Raw genomic sequence first — 14,565 nt, 5'->3', positions numbered from 1 at the left:
GTAAATTCCTTTTACGGTTGAATGGAATGGGGGACATGGCACTGCCCGTTTTTACAGCGCTCACATTCTTCGCAGAACGGCGCGCTGCGCTTGAGGCTGGCGACTTGCACCAGACTCAATGGCGCGGGGATAACCGCCAGCAGTTTCTCCTTCACACCGGGCACCAGCGCAGGCGCCACAGGTGCAGGGGCGCCCCCCAATTGAATCGGTACGCTGCTGAAAATACCTGCCGCCGACAGTGTGATCGACTGCCCGCCAGCCTGGATCGTTACGCTGGCGCCCGCGTCGACAACGATGCTTTGCCCCGCGCCAATTTGAATGGTCCGTCCAGCCCGCATCTGTTGCGAACCACCCACCATCAAGTGATCGTCCCTCTTGAGCTCGGTCAGGCGATTGCCGTGAGTGATGCGCTGTTCTTCGCCCTGCAGCTCATGGTGCGACGCACCGCCGACCGTCACGCTACGCCTGTTGTCGACCTGCACCTGCTGGTCATGCAATACATGCTGGGTCCAATCGCGCTGGGCGCGCAGGTAGATCTCTTCGGCGCCCTTGCGGTCCTCGATACGCAACTCGTTATAGCCGCCGCCACCGGGGCTACTCCGGCTGCGCAAGATACTGCGGGTCTTGTCCGCCGGCAGGTCGAGGGGCACCGGGGTCGCCGCATTGGGCAGGCAAGCCATCACCAGCGGCATGTCCATGTCACCGTTCACGAACCCCACCAGCACTTCCATACCAACCCTGGGGATCAGCACCGAGCCATAGCGGTCGTGGGCCCAACCACTGGCCACCCGCAACCAGCAACTGGAATGATCGTTGCGTTCGCCGGTGCGGTCCCAGGCCAGTTGCACCTTGACCCGACCGTACTCGTCGCAATGAATTTCGCTGTCGGCAGGGCCGGTCACCACCGCGTTTTGATAACCCGAGAGCCTCGGACGCGACTGCTCTGGCAAGGGCGGCCGGAAGATCACATCCCACGGCGCCGCGATAAATTCGTTGCGATAACCCTGACGAAAATCGCCACCAGCAACGTCGGTGACAGCCTCTTCCAGCACCTGGGGCTGCCTGCCCTCGTGAGTCACGCGGGTCACCAGCCACAAATCGTTCCACTGCTCACGCGGATGCCCACTCAACCTGAGAAACCGGCCACTGCCCACGGCAGGCTGATCGCTCTCGCCGCGGGCGGTCTGATAGTCACTGCGGTGCCGCTCCAAACCCCTTTGAGCAAGGTATTTGCCGTACGAGCGATCGCAAAAGTGACCGGGATATACCTGCTCCTTGAGCGCGGGCGCCTGTTCGCCGCCCGCACCAGCTTCCAGCTCCAGGCCTGGCTTGCGCCAATCGTAATCGCGCGCGCTCACTCCCGTGGCACGGGTCGCCAATTGCACGGCGAAGCGCTTGATCGCCGGGCCCTGGGCGACCATTCCGGAGCCTGGCATGTAGGGCGTGGGTTGATCCGCTTGGGCGAATACGGTCTGGTCATCGCCAAACACCAGCACATGCCCCTCGGGCGAATGTTGAAAGTGGTAATGAACCCCCAGCTCGGCACACAGGCGCTGAATGAACGCCAGATCGGTCTCGCCAAACTGCACGCAATACTCGCGCTCCGGGTAATTGCCGCTCAGGCGAAATTCGAACTGATCACTCTGGATACCCTGCCCCGCCAGCACCCGCGCAATAATCTGCGGCACCGTTTTGTGCTGGAAAATCCGCTGATGGCTGCTGTGCTGCAAGTACGCCAGCTGCGGCACAAGCGTGAGCTGATAGCGCGTCAGTCGACGCCCTGAATCAGCTTGCGCCATGCGGTAGACCAGGCCATGGACGCCATGCCCCTGATCGTCGAAACCCAGGTACACCTGGCGATGCAGCAGGCTTTCAAGGTCAAGATCTGGCTGCTCTGCGACCAGCTCGAGGTCAAAAGAGTAGGGCTGGCTGAGCGCCTCGGTACCGGTGAAGCGGTAGACCTTGAGGTCACTGGCAACCCCATCGAGGTTCAGGGTAAAGGCACTTTGATTGGCAGGAGCGAACATCCGGTGTTTCTCTGCAGGGGGTGGGCGGCGGATTCTGCACCAGGGTTCAGCGTTGCTGGACGCGCCCCAAAAAAATCAGTAAAGCCCTACACGCGGATGTCTGAATCTTCCTCAAGCCGCCGCAAATAACACGCAAAAAAAGACCCGCCATCCGTAGGACGCGGGCCTTTTTCAACTCAGCAGGCGCTTAGCGCCCGGCGAATTACTTATTGAGGTTGTAGTCTTTTTCCGCAGCATCAAAGCGCTCGACCATACCGGCCGTAGGTGCGCCCATCTTGCTCACGAAGTAGATCGCCAGGCTGGCGAAGATGAAGCCTGGGATGATTTCGTACAGACCCAACAGCGAGAAGTGCTTCCACACGATCACGGTGGTTGCACCGACCAGGATGCCGGCCAGTGCGCCGTTGCGGGTCATGTGCTTCCAGATCACCGAGATCAGTACCACAGGCCCGAACGCCGCGCCGAAACCGGCCCAGGCGTAGCTGACCAGACCCAACACGCGGTTTTCCGGGTTGGCGGCCATGGCGATGGCAATCAATGCCACCAACAGCACCATGGCACGGCCGACCCAGACCAGCTCAACCTGGGAAGCGTTCTTGCGCAGGAAGGTTTTGTAGAAGTCTTCGGTCAGGGCGCTGGAGCACACCAACAGTTGGCAGCTCAGGGTGCTCATGACGGCTGCGAGAATGGCAGACAGCAGAACCCCGGCAACCCATGGGTTGAACAGGATTTTTGCCAGTTCGATAAACACGCGCTCCGGGTTCTCGGTCACAGGACCTGCTAGTTCCGGGTGCGCCGAGAAGTAGGCAATACCGAAGAAGCCCACGGCCACGGTGCCGCCCAGGCACAGAATCATCCAGGTCATGGAGATGCGACGCGCCTTGGCGATCGACTTCACCGAATCCGCCGCCATGAAACGCGCGAGGATATGGGGTTGGCCGAAGTAGCCCAGGCCCCAGCCCATCAGCGAAATCACGCCGATGAAAGTGGTGTTTTTGAGCATGTCGAAGTTGGTCGGGTCCTTGGCTTCAATGGCCAGGAAAGTCGTGTCGACGCCACCGGTGGCCAACAGCACGATGATCGGCGTGAGGATCAAGGCGAAGATCATCAGCGTGGCTTGCACGGTGTCGGTCCAGCTCACGGCCAGGAAACCACCGATAAAGGTGTAGGCAATCGTCGCCGCAGCACCGGCCCACAGCGCAGTCTCGTAGGACATGCCGAAGGTGCTTTCGAACAAGCGGGCACCGGCCACGATGCCGGAGGCGCAGTAGATGGTGAAGAACACCAGGATCACGACCGCAGAGATGATCCGCAGCAGGCCGCTTTTATCTTCGAAACGGCTGGAAAAGTAATCCGGCAGCGTCAGGGCGTCGCCGTTGTGTTCGGTCTGCACCCGCAGGCGACCGGCCACGAACAACCAGTTGAGGTAGGCACCGACGATCAGGCCGATGGCGATCCAGCTTTCCGACAGGCCGGACATGTAGATCGCGCCCGGCAAACCCATCAACAACCAGCCGCTCATGTCGGAAGCACCGGCGGACAATGCAGTCACCACGCTACCGAGGCTGCGACCGCCCAGGATGTAATCGGAAAGGTTGTTGGTGGAGCGATAGGCCATCAAGCCGATCAGCACCATTGCTGCGATGTAGATCACGAACGTGATCAAGGTTGGATTACTTACGCTCATAAGAGTGACGCCCTGGCTTTGTTTTTATGTAGCGGCGGTCTGTCAGACGGCCACCCACTGAATCAGTGAGTAAACGTAGCTGTGTGCCGCGCATTTATGACTGACGTTTCCCCAGGAAAGCCGTCAGCCGATGAACCCCGCTTTCACGTTGGTTGCACCTTGGTCGCGAATGCTATTCAACAAAGCAAATAAGGTGCAACCAGTTTCTTGGGAATAAGTTGCACCCAAGCGTAAATTCCGCCAAACACCGCTTTTTTGCTCCTTTTCGGAGCAAGAACAGCAGATCTCAGAAGCAAACGCACCAAGAGAAAGCGCTATCCGCTGAAGGCTCAATTTTTTCGCGGCATCCATCGAAAATTTCATGGATAAAAAGGGTTGCACCCGGTTGCACCTCTTCATGAGCGCGGCTAATCTTGCCGCCAGCTAATGCCACTCGGTAGTGGCACCCATGAGGATAAGAAAATGGCGACGACCACCCTTGGGGTCAAACTCGACGACCCGACCCGCGAACGCCTGAAGGCCGCCGCGACCTCCATTGATCGCACGCCGCACTGGCTGATCAAGCAGGCGATTTTCAATTACCTGGAGAAACTCGAGGGTGGCGCAACCCTGGCCGAGCTCAATGGCTTGAGCAGCAAGGATGCCGATGATGCAGGCGAGGTCCAGACCGACCACGCGCACCAATGCTTCCTTGAGTTCGCCGAGAGCATCCTGCCGCAATCGGTTCTGCGCGCTTCGATCACCGCCGCTTACCGCCGCCCTGAGCCGGAAGTGGTGCCGATGCTGATCGAACTGGCCCGCCTTCCAGCCCCGATGGCCGAAGCGACCAACAAGCTGGCCGCCTCGATTGCCGAAAAGCTGCGCAATCAGAAGAGCGCTGGCGGCCGTGCCGGTATTGTTCAGGGCCTGCTGCAGGAATTTTCCCTGTCGTCCCAGGAAGGCGTGGCGCTGATGTGCCTGGCCGAAGCGCTGCTGCGCATCCCGGACAAGGGCACCCGTGACGCACTGATCCGCGACAAGATCAGCACCGGCAACTGGCACCCGCACCTGGGCAACAGCCCGTCGCTGTTCGTTAACGCCGCCACCTGGGGGTTGTTGCTGACCGGCAAACTGGTCGCCACCCATAACGAGGCAGGCCTGACCTCGTCCCTGAGCCGTATCATCGGCAAGAGCGGCGAGCCGATGATCCGCAAGGGCGTCGACATGGCCATGCGCCTGATGGGTGAGCAGTTCGTCACCGGCGAAACCATTGCCGAAGCCCTGGCCAACGCGAGCAAGTTCGAAGCCAAAGGCTTCCGCTATTCCTACGACATGCTCGGTGAAGCCGCACTTACCGAACACGACGCCCAGAAGTACCTGGCCTCGTACGAACAAGCCATTCACTCCATCGGCAAGGCCTCCCACGGCCGTGGGATTTATGAAGGCCCGGGCATTTCCATCAAGCTGTCGGCCTTGCACCCGCGTTACAGCCGTGCACAGTACGAACGTGTGATGGACGAGCTGTACCCGCGCCTGCTGTCCCTGACGCTGCTGGCCAAGCAATACGACATCGGCTTGAACATCGACGCCGAAGAGGCCGACCGCCTGGAGCTGTCCCTCGATCTGCTCGAACGCCTGTGCTTCGAACCGCAACTGACCGGCTGGAACGGTATCGGCTTTGTGATCCAGGCGTACCAGAAGCGATGCCCGTATGTGATCGACTACGTGATCGACCTGGCACGCCGCAGCCGCCACCGCCTGATGATCCGCCTGGTAAAAGGCGCGTACTGGGACAGCGAGATCAAGCGCGCCCAGGTCGAAGGCCTGGAAGGCTATCCGGTCTACACCCGCAAGGTGTACACCGACGTTTCCTACATTGCGTGTGCTAGAAAACTGCTGTCGGTGCCGGAAGTCATCTACCCGCAGTTCGCTACGCACAACGCCCATACCTTGTCGGCGATCTACCATATCGCCGGTCAGAACTACTACCCCGGCCAGTACGAATTCCAATGCCTGCATGGCATGGGTGAACCGCTGTACGAGCAGGTTGTAGGCAAGGTCTCCGAAGGCAAGTTGAACCGTCCGTGCCGCGTGTATGCACCCGTCGGCACCCACGAAACACTGCTGGCTTATCTGGTGCGTCGCCTGCTGGAAAACGGCGCCAACACCTCGTTCGTCAACCGCATCGCCGACCAATCCATCTCCATCCAGGAGCTGGTGGCCGATCCAGTAGCCAGCATCGAGCAAATGGCCACGCAGGAAGGCGGCTTCGGCTTGCCGCACCCGCGTATTCCATTGCCGCGTGACCTGTATGGCAGCGATCGCGCCAACTCGGCCGGTATCGACCTGGCCAACGAACACCGTTTGGCATCGCTGTCCTGTGCCCTGCTGGCCACCGCTCACAACAACTGGAAAGCCGCACCGATGCTCGGTTGCGCCGCCAGCGAACAAGCGGCGGCACCGGTGCTGAACCCGTCCGACCTGCGCGACATGGTCGGTCAGGTTCAAGAAGCCACCGTCGAAGACGTCGACAACGCAATCCAATGCGCGATTAACGCAGGCCCGATCTGGCAGGCCACACCGCCCGCCGAGCGCGCTGCGATCCTGGAGCGCGCCGCCGACCTGATGGAAGGCGAAATTCAGCCGCTGATGGGCCTGCTGGCTCGCGAAGCCGGCAAGACCTTCGCCAACGCTATCGCCGAAGTGCGTGAAGCCGTGGACTTCCTGCGCTACTACGCCGTGCAGGCCCGCAACGACTTCACCAACGATGCCCACCGCCCTCTGGGCCCGGTGGTCTGCATCAGCCCGTGGAACTTCCCATTGGCGATTTTCAGCGGCCAAGTCGCTGCTGCGCTGGCGGCCGGCAACCCGGTATTGGCCAAGCCCGCCGAGCAAACCCCACTGGTCGCGGCACAGGCCGTGCGCATCCTGCTGGAAGCCGGTATTCCCGAAGGCGTGCTGCAACTGCTGCCAGGCCAAGGCGAGACCGTAGGCGCCCGTCTGGTGGGTGATGATCGCGTCAAAGGCGTGATGTTCACCGGTTCCACCGAAGTGGCGCGCCTGCTGCAACGCAATGTCGCCGGTCGCCTGGATGCCCAGGGTCGTCCGATCCCGCTGATCGCCGAAACCGGTGGCCAGAACGCAATGATCGTCGACTCCTCGGCACTCACCGAACAAGTGGTGATCGACGTGGTGTCCTCGGCCTTCGACAGCGCCGGCCAACGGTGCTCGGCCTTGCGCGTACTGTGCCTGCAGGAAGATTCGGCAGACCGTGTCATCGAAATGCTCAAGGGCGCCATGGCTGAATGCCGCCTGGGCAATCCGGAACGCCTGTCGGTGGACATTGGCCCGGTGATCGACGCCGAAGCCAAGGCCGGTATCGAGAAACACATCCAGGCCATGCGCGACAAAGGCCGCAATGTGTATCAGGTGGCCATCGCCGACGGTGAAGAGATCAAGCGCGGCACTTTCGTAATGCCAACCCTGATCGAACTGGAAAGCTTCGACGAGCTGCAACGTGAAATCTTCGGACCCGTCCTGCACGTGGTGCGTTACAAGCGCAAAGAGATCGACCAGCTGATCGGCCAGATCAATGCGTCCGGCTACGGCCTGACCCTGGGCGTGCACACCCGCATCGACGAGACCATTGCCAAGGTGATCGACAACGTCAACGCCGGTAACGTCTATGTGAACCGCAACATCGTCGGTGCCGTGGTTGGCGTGCAGCCGTTCGGCGGCGAAGGCCTGTCGGGTACCGGTCCGAAGGCCGGTGGCCCGCTGTACCTGTACCGCCTGCTGTCGACCCGTCCTACCGATGCGATTGAGCAATCCTTCGTACGTGGCGACAAACTGGCGGCACCGGATGTGCGTCTGCGCGATGCCATGAGCCAACCGCTGACCGCCCTTAAAACCTGGGCCGACAGCAATAAGTTCAGCGAACTGAGCGCGCTGTGCAGCCAGTTCGCCGCACAATCGCAGAGCGGGATCACCCGCCAACTGGCCGGCCCGACCGGCGAGCGCAACAGCTACGCCATCCTGCCCCGCGAGCACGTGCTGTGCCTGGCGGACGTGGAAGGCGACCTGTTGACTCAACTGGCCGCAGTATTGGCGGTGGGTGGCTCGGCGGTATGGCCGGAAACCGACCTGACCAAGGCCCTGTTCCTACGCCTGCCGAAGGAAATTCAGGCGAAGATCCAACGCGTGGCCGACTGGAGCAAAGACGAGGTGGTCTTCGACGCGGTCTTGCACCACGGCGACTCCGACCAACTGCGTGCGGTGTGCAAACAAGTGGCCCAGCGTGGCGGTGCGATTGTCGGCGTGCATGGTTTGTCCCAGGGCGAAACGGCGATTGCGCTGGAGCGCCTGGTGATCGAGCGCGCGTTGAGCGTTAACACTGCTGCTGCGGGTGGTAATGCCAGCCTGATGACCATTGGTTAACAGCGGTAAGGTTTAAGCCACAAGCTGCAAGTGAAAGCACATGCTCTTACTTGCAGCTTGCAGCTTGTGCCGCCCCATCACCCCCATCTATCTTCCTTCCCCATTTTTATAAGCCTTCCTAGACTGCGGCATACTCCTCAAAAGGTAATCCGCCATGTCCGAGACGCTGCTCAGTTCCCGCAATCTGGCTTTCGAGCTGTACGAAGTCCTCGATGCCGAGGGCCTGACTCAGCGTGAGCGATTTGCCGAGCACAACCGCGAAACCTTCGATGCAGCCATCAGTACCGCGCGCAGCATCGCCGAAAAACACTTCGCCCCCCATAACCGCAAAAACGACGAAAACGAACCGCGCTACGAAGACGGTAAGGCCATCCTGATTCCGGAGGTCAAACCGGCGGTGGACGCGTTTCTGGAAGCCGGCTTTCTCAACGCCGCCCGCAGCTTCGAAGACGGCGGCATGCAGTTGCCGACCTTGCTGTCCCAGGCGTGCTTTGCGCACTTTCAGTCGGCCAACGCGGCATCCACGTCCTATCCGTTCCTGACCATGGGCGCGGCCAACCTCATTGAAAGCTTCGGCACCGAGGAGCAGAAACAACGCTTTCTGCAACCCATGATCGAGGGGCGTTTCTTCGGCACCATGGCCCTGACCGAGCCCCACGCGGGCTCGTCGCTCTCGGATATTCGCACGCGCGCCGAACCGGCGGCGGATGGCAGCTACCGACTCAAGGGCAACAAGATCTTTATTTCCGGCGGCGATCACCCGCTGTCGGAAAACATCGTGCACATGGTGCTGGCCAAACTGCCGGACGCACCGGCGGGAGTGAAGGGCATTTCGCTGTTTATCGTGCCCAAATTCCTGGTCAACGATGACGGCAGCCTGGGCGCCCGCAACGATGTGCTGCTGGCGGGGCTGTTTCACAAGATGGGCTGGCGCGGCACCACCTCCACGGCGCTGAATTTCGGCGATAACGGTAACTGCGTCGGCTATCTGGTGGGCAAGCCGCATCAGGGCCTGAGCTGCATGTTTCAGATGATGAACGAAGCGCGTATCGGTGTCGGCATGGGCGCCGTGATGCTCGGTTACGCCGGCTATCTGTATTCCCTGGAATATGCACGCGAGCGCCCGCAAGGTCGCCTGCCCGACAGCAAAGACCCGAGCACCGCGCCGGTATCGATCATCCAGCACGCGGATATCAAACGCATGCTGCTCACGCAAAAGGCCTACGTAGAAGGCGCCTTCGACCTCGGCCTGTACGCCGCGCGGCTGTTCGATGACACCACCACGCTGGAAACCGAAACCGAGCGCAAACAGGCCCACGAATTGCTGGACCTGCTCACGCCCATCGTCAAATCCTGGCCGTCGGAGTTCTGCCTCAAGGCCAATGAGTTGGCGATCCAGATCCTCGGTGGTCACGGCTACACCCGCGAATACCCGGTGGAGCAGTACTACCGCGATAACCGGCTGAACCCGATCCATGAAGGCACCCACGGTATCCAGTCGCTGGACTTGCTGGGGCGCAAGCTGGCGCAGAACGGCGGCGCGGGCTTGAAGCAATTGATCCGTCTGATTGCCGAAACCGGCGCCCGCGCCCACGAATATCCGTCACTCACCGCCTTGAGAGAGCCACTGGAACAACTGGTCGCTCGTCTGCAACAGGTCACGCTGGGCCTGCTGACGGATCTCGCCCAAGGCAAGGTCAACAGCAGCCTGGCGAACTCGGCGCTGTACCTGAAGGTTTTCGGGCATACGGTGATCGGCTGGCGCTGGCTTGAACAGGCAATTCGCGCCGAAGAGGGCTTGGCCAGGGGCAATGCGGCGGATGCTGCCTTCTATAAAGGCAAGCTCCAGGCCGCCCGCTACTTCCTGACCTGGGAAGTACCGGGCTGCCATCATGAACTGGCAATTCTGGAGGCACGCGATGACACGTGCCTGGGCATGCAGGATGAGTGGTTCTAAGGCTGGATCGCCTTGGAAATCACCTCGACCGTGGCGCTGACTTGCTCTTGGTAACGGTCGAGTTCCTCTTGGTGCGCCTGCTGCATTTCGATCTGCTCGGCGCACAGGTTCAGCGCCGCCAGCACCAGTAATTTGTCACCGATCAGGGTCGGGTACTTTTTCTTGGTGGTGGCCAGGGAAGCCTTGAGCATGGTCACGGCGTGCATCAGGGTTTTGTCTTCCCCTGCAGGCGCCTTGATCGAGTAATCCTCTCCGAGAATCGAAACGACCTTTATCCCTTCATTCATGCGCCCACAGGACCTGCGCTCACGCGCTCAACCAAGGCCTGGATACGCGCGGCAGTGGCGCCATGCTTTTCTTCCTGTTCCATCAGGCTCAGTTGCAGGCTGTCGTTCTCATCCTTGGCGCTGGCCAGTTCCGCCTTGAGGGATTCGTTGCGGCCCAACAGGTCCTGGTTCTGCTGTACCAGGTCGCTGACCAGTTGTTCCAATTGGCTGAGGGATGCTTCTAACATTTTGATTTCTCGGGCTTTTTAAAAGGGCGGTGACGATAAAGAAAATTCACCTCGGATGCCAGGCTTATCCCCGGCGCGCAGCCCGCTGTTTAAGGGCCGGGCCACACTTTCGAGCCTTAGTGACTGCATTTAGCCCATCTGGTTCCTGAATCCGCCCAACCCCTGGTCAGGTGCGACAAAAGCGCACAGCCCCCTTTAGACTTTAGTCGTACGCACGATAGAGAAGTACACCCCGTCTCACGGCCGCACGGATCGCGCTTTCCCCCAGGATTCCCGCATGTCACTTCGTAATATGAATATCGCTCCGAGGGCCTTCCTCGGCTTTGCGTTGATTGGTGCACTGATGCTGTTTCTGGGTGTGTTCGCGCTCAGTCAAATGAGCAAGATCCGTGCTGCGACCCAAGACATCACCCAGTCCAGCGTACCGAGCATCCGCGCCCTCGATGAGTTCACCCAACTGACCCTGCGCCTGCGCGTGCTGTCGTACCGGTTGCACACCAACCGTGAGCCCGAGGTTCAACAAAAGACCCTGGAAGCCTTCGAACTGCGTAACCAGCAGATCCGCGCGGCCCAGAACACCTACGAAAAACTGATCGACAGCGGTGAAGAGCGCTCGATCTATGACGAATACATGCGCCTGCTGACCCAGTATCAGCAGATTGAAGCGCGCATGAAGAGCCTGTCGAGCGCCAACCAGATCGACCAACTGCGTACCCTGCTTAACACTGACCTGCTGACCAACTCCGAACAGATCAACGGAGTGCTTAATCGCCTGTTGGACTACAACAACAAGGCGGCGGCTGCCACTAATCAAGAGGCTGAAGACCAGTACACGCTGGCCTTTGACCTGGTCATTGGCATGCTGGTGATCGCCACGGCGCTGACAATACTGTTCGCCTGGCTGCTGACCCGCAGCATCACGCAGCCTATCGCCCAGGCACTGGAAGCCGCTGAACAAGTCGCCGAAGGCAACCTGACCCGGCCGATCAAGGTCGACGGCAACGACGAAGCCGGTCGCCTGCTGGCCGCCATGGCCAAGATGCAGGACAAGCTGCGCGACACCCTGCAACGCATCGCCGGTTCCGCCACGCAACTGGCCTCCGCCGCCGAAGAGCTCAACGCGGTCACCGACGAAAGCGCCCGTGGCCTGACTCGGCAAAACAACGAAATCGAACAAGCCGCTACTGCCGTCAACCAGATGACCAGCGCCGTCGAAGAAGTCGCGCGCAACGCCGTGAGCACCTCCGAGGCCTCGCGCAACGCCACCACGTCGGCCGGCGACGGCCGCGACTTGGTGCAGGAAACCGTCAGCGCCATCGAGCGCATGAGCGGCGATGTACAGGCCACCGCCACATTGATCGGCGAGCTGGCAGATGAGTCGCGCGACATCGGCAAAGTGCTGGATGTGATTCGCGGCCTGGCCGACCAGACCAACCTGCTGGCCCTGAACGCCGCCATCGAAGCGGCGCGCGCCGGTGAAGCCGGTCGCGGGTTTGCGGTGGTGGCTGATGAAGTGCGGGCCCTGGCCCATCGCACCCAGCAGTCCACCAGCGAGATCGAGCGCATGATCGGCAGCATCCAGACCGGCACCGAACATGCGGTGGACTCGATGCGCAACAGCACCGAACGCGCGGAGTCGACACTGAACATCGCCAAAGGGGCGGGCATGTCGCTGGATACCATCAACACCGCGATCGTCGAGATCAACCAACGCAACCTGGTGATCGCCAGCGCGGCTGAAGAACAGGCGCAAGTGGCACGGGAAGTGGATCGCAACCTGGTCAATATCCGGGACCTGTCGGTGCAATCGGCCGCCGGCGCCAGCCAGACCAGCGCGGCGAGCAACGAATTGTCGCGCCTGGCGGTGGACCTGAACGGGATGGTCGGCCGCTTCCGTCTCTGACGGCGTGCACTCGGCTAAAAATATGCAGGGGGGCTTGCTGTGGTGAGCAGGCTTGCCCTGCGCTGGGCCGCAAAGCGGCCCTCTGGGATTTCCGCTGAATTCGTCGGGGACAGGCCCCTCACCACAGCAAGCCCCCCTCTCACATTCAGTTCTGCGCCGGTCATCAAAGCTTTTTGACAGCACTGCAATTCAACAGGTTAGAATCGCTGGCACGCAGACTGCATGGTCAGTTTGCGCCCCGTCTTATTTGCCCATGGAGTACTGCCTTTGAATGCGACGACCATCAACAGCCTGTTCTTGATCGGCGCGCTGCTGGTGAGTGCGAGCATTCTGGTGAGTTCTCTTTCGTCGCGCCTGGGCATCCCGATCCTGGTGATCATCCTGGCCGTGGGCATGGTCGCCGGCGTCGATGGCGGCGGCATCATCTTCGACAATTACCCAACCGCCTACCTGGTGGGCAACCTCGCCCTGGCCGTGATCCTGCTCGACGGCGGTTTGCGCACACGGGTGGCGAGTTTCCGCGTGGCACTCTGGCCGGCGTTGTCGCTGGCCACGGTGGGGGTGTTGATTACCACCGGCCTCACCGGCATGGCCGCCGCCTGGCTGTTTGACCTCAACATCATTCAAGGTTTGTTGATCGGCGCGATTGTCGGCTCCACCGACGCCGCCGCCGTGTTCTCACTGCTCGGCGGCAAGGGCCTGAACGAACGGGTCACGGCCAGCCTCGAGATCGAATCCGGCAGTAACGACCCGATGGCGGTGTTCCTCACCGTCACCCTGATCGACATGCTCGCCAGCGGCCAGACCGGCCCGCACTGGAGCCTGCTGACCCACCTGGTGCGCGAGTTCGGCATCGGCGGTCTGGTCGGCCTGGGCGGCGGCTGGCTGATGCTGCAGATGGTCAACCGCATCAACCTGGCCACTGGCCTGTACCCGATCCTGGTGATCGCCGGCGGCCTGTTCGTCTTCGCCCTGACCAACGCCTTGCACGGCAGCGGCTTTCTCGCGGTGTACCTGTGCGGCCTGGTGATCGGCAACCGCCCGGTGCGCAGCCGTCATGGCATTTTGCACATGCTCGACGGCATGGCCTGGCTCGCACAGATCGGTATGTTCCTGGTGCTGGGCCTGCTGGTCACGCCTCATGATTTGCTGCCGATCGCCCTGCCGGCCCTGGGTCTGGCGTTGTGGATGATCCTGTTTGCGCGGCCGCTGTCGGTGATGGTCGGCCTGTTGCCATTCAAGGCCTTCCACGGTCGCGAAAAAGCCTTTATCGCCTGGGTCGGCCTGCGCGGCGCGGTCCCGATCATCCTGGCGGTGTTCCCGCTGATGGCCGGCTTGCCCCATGCGCAGCTGTACTTCAACCTGGCGTTCTTTATCGTGCTGGTCTCCCTGCTGGTGCAAGGCACAAGCCTGCCGTGGGTGGCCAAGTTGCTGAAAGTGACGGTACCACCGGACCCTGCGCCGATCTCCCGCGCCGCGCTGGAAGTCCACGTTACCAGCGAGTGGGAACTGTTCGTCTACCGCCTGGGCGCCGAAAAGTGGTGCATCGGCGCGGCCCTGCGCGAGCTGAAAATGCCCGAAGGCACCCGCATCGCCGCCCTGTTCCGTGGCCAGCAACTGCTCCATCCGTCGGGTAGTACGGTGTTGGAAGTCGGTGATCTGCTCTGTGTGATCGGCCATGAACACAACCTGCCGGCCCTGGGCAAGCTGTTCAGCCAGGCGCCGCAGCGCGGCCTCGACCTGCGTTTCTTCGGCGATTTCGTCCTCGAAGGCGACGCCCAGCTGGGCGCGGTGTCGGCGCTCTATGGCCTGAAGCTGGACGGTATCGACCCGGACATGCCGCTGAGCAGTTTCATCACTCAGAAAGTCGGCGGCGCACCTATCGTCGGCGACCAGGTGGAGTGGAACAACACCCTGTGGACCGTCGCAGTCATGGACGGGAACAGAATCGGAAAAGTCGGCGTCAAATTCCCCGAAGGAAGTCGTCCAGGCCCCGGGCTCTTCCTCTAAACTGCTGGGGCTGTGGCGCCACGCCCCCCATTTTCTCTGCCTTGCTTGACT

The 14,565-nt window shown here is 61.2% G+C and carries 9 protein-coding genes; 4 read left to right on the top strand and 5 right to left on the bottom strand.

Going from position 1 to position 14,565, the window contains the following annotated elements; genetic code table 11:
- Positions 1-11 precede the first annotated feature (11 nt).
- From KZX66_RS05415 to KZX66_RS05405, 3 genes are all read right to left on the bottom strand, one after another.
- Entirely contained in the window at positions 12-2,027 is a 2,016-nt protein-coding gene (locus tag KZX66_RS05415; protein WP_248077277.1) for a type VI secretion system tip protein VgrG, read from the bottom strand.
- 202 nt (positions 2,028-2,229) lie between these two features.
- Positions 2,230-3,714, bottom strand: a complete 1,485-nt coding sequence (gene putP, locus KZX66_RS05410) for a sodium/proline symporter PutP (RefSeq protein ID WP_248077275.1) — start codon at positions 3,712-3,714, stop codon at positions 2,230-2,232.
- Positions 3,715-3,837: 123 nt separating this feature from the next.
- Positions 3,838-4,065, bottom strand: a complete 228-nt coding sequence (locus tag KZX66_RS05405; RefSeq protein ID WP_248077273.1) for a hypothetical protein — start codon at positions 4,063-4,065, stop codon at positions 3,838-3,840.
- Positions 4,066-4,176: 111 nt separating this feature from the next.
- Between KZX66_RS05405 and putA the strand changes: the two genes are divergently transcribed.
- Complete coding sequence (putA, locus tag KZX66_RS05400) at positions 4,177-8,130, top strand: trifunctional transcriptional regulator/proline dehydrogenase/L-glutamate gamma-semialdehyde dehydrogenase (protein WP_248077271.1); 3,954 nt, start codon at positions 4,177-4,179, stop codon at positions 8,128-8,130.
- Between the two features lie 154 nt (positions 8,131-8,284).
- Positions 8,285-10,087, top strand: a complete 1,803-nt coding sequence (locus KZX66_RS05395) for an acyl-CoA dehydrogenase (protein WP_248077268.1) — start codon at positions 8,285-8,287, stop codon at positions 10,085-10,087.
- Here KZX66_RS05395 and KZX66_RS05390 read toward each other — a convergent pair.
- Both KZX66_RS05390 and KZX66_RS05385 read right to left on the bottom strand, forming a co-directional pair.
- A complete protein-coding gene (locus KZX66_RS05390) occupies positions 10,084-10,374 on the bottom strand; it encodes a cell division protein ZapA (RefSeq protein ID WP_248077262.1) in 291 nt (96 codons plus the stop codon). The two genes, KZX66_RS05395 and KZX66_RS05390, sit on opposite strands and share 4 nt — an antisense overlap.
- On the bottom strand, positions 10,371-10,601 hold the full coding sequence (locus tag KZX66_RS05385; RefSeq protein ID WP_248077257.1) for a hypothetical protein: 231 nt from the start codon (positions 10,599-10,601) through the stop codon (positions 10,371-10,373). The genes KZX66_RS05390 and KZX66_RS05385 overlap by 4 nt, the downstream gene beginning before the upstream one ends.
- A gap of 277 nt (positions 10,602-10,878) precedes the next feature.
- Between KZX66_RS05385 and KZX66_RS05380 the strand changes: the two genes are divergently transcribed.
- The gene (locus tag KZX66_RS05380; protein ID WP_248077252.1) at positions 10,879-12,504 is read left to right on the top strand and encodes a methyl-accepting chemotaxis protein; all 1,626 of its coding nucleotides are present in this window, start codon (positions 10,879-10,881) and stop codon (positions 12,502-12,504) included.
- Positions 12,505-12,771: 267 nt separating this feature from the next.
- The gene (locus KZX66_RS05375; RefSeq protein WP_248077247.1) at positions 12,772-14,514 is read left to right on the top strand and encodes a potassium/proton antiporter; all 1,743 of its coding nucleotides are present in this window, start codon (positions 12,772-12,774) and stop codon (positions 14,512-14,514) included.
- The last annotated feature ends 51 nt before the right edge of the window (positions 14,515-14,565 follow it).

Origin of the sequence: Pseudomonas sp. EYE_354 (genome assembly GCF_023148575.1) — a bacterium.
Classification (GTDB): Bacteria; Pseudomonadota; Gammaproteobacteria; order Pseudomonadales; family Pseudomonadaceae; genus Aquipseudomonas.
Note: the sequence above shows the minus strand (reverse complement) of the source record. Positions and strands in the feature narration are given on the sequence as shown.

Excerpts from the sequence above, each read along its gene's own strand:
- putA (WP_248077271.1), top strand. The coding sequence starts at position 4,177 with ATGGCGACGACCACCCTTGGGGTCAAACTCGACGACCCGACCCGCGAA.
- KZX66_RS05380 (WP_248077252.1), top strand. The coding sequence starts at position 10,879 with ATGTCACTTCGTAATATGAATATCGCTCCGAGGGCCTTCCTCGGCTTT.
- KZX66_RS05415 (WP_248077277.1), bottom strand. The coding sequence starts at position 2,027 with ATGTTCGCTCCTGCCAATCAAAGTGCCTTTACCCTGAACCTCGATGGG.
- KZX66_RS05385 (WP_248077257.1), bottom strand. The coding sequence starts at position 10,601 with ATGTTAGAAGCATCCCTCAGCCAATTGGAACAACTGGTCAGCGACCTG.
- KZX66_RS05395 (WP_248077268.1), top strand. The coding sequence starts at position 8,285 with ATGTCCGAGACGCTGCTCAGTTCCCGCAATCTGGCTTTCGAGCTGTAC.
- putP (WP_248077275.1), bottom strand. The coding sequence starts at position 3,714 with ATGAGCGTAAGTAATCCAACCTTGATCACGTTCGTGATCTACATCGCA.
- KZX66_RS05405 (WP_248077273.1), bottom strand. The coding sequence starts at position 4,065 with ATGGATGCCGCGAAAAAATTGAGCCTTCAGCGGATAGCGCTTTCTCTT.
- KZX66_RS05390 (WP_248077262.1), bottom strand. The coding sequence starts at position 10,374 with ATGAATGAAGGGATAAAGGTCGTTTCGATTCTCGGAGAGGATTACTCG.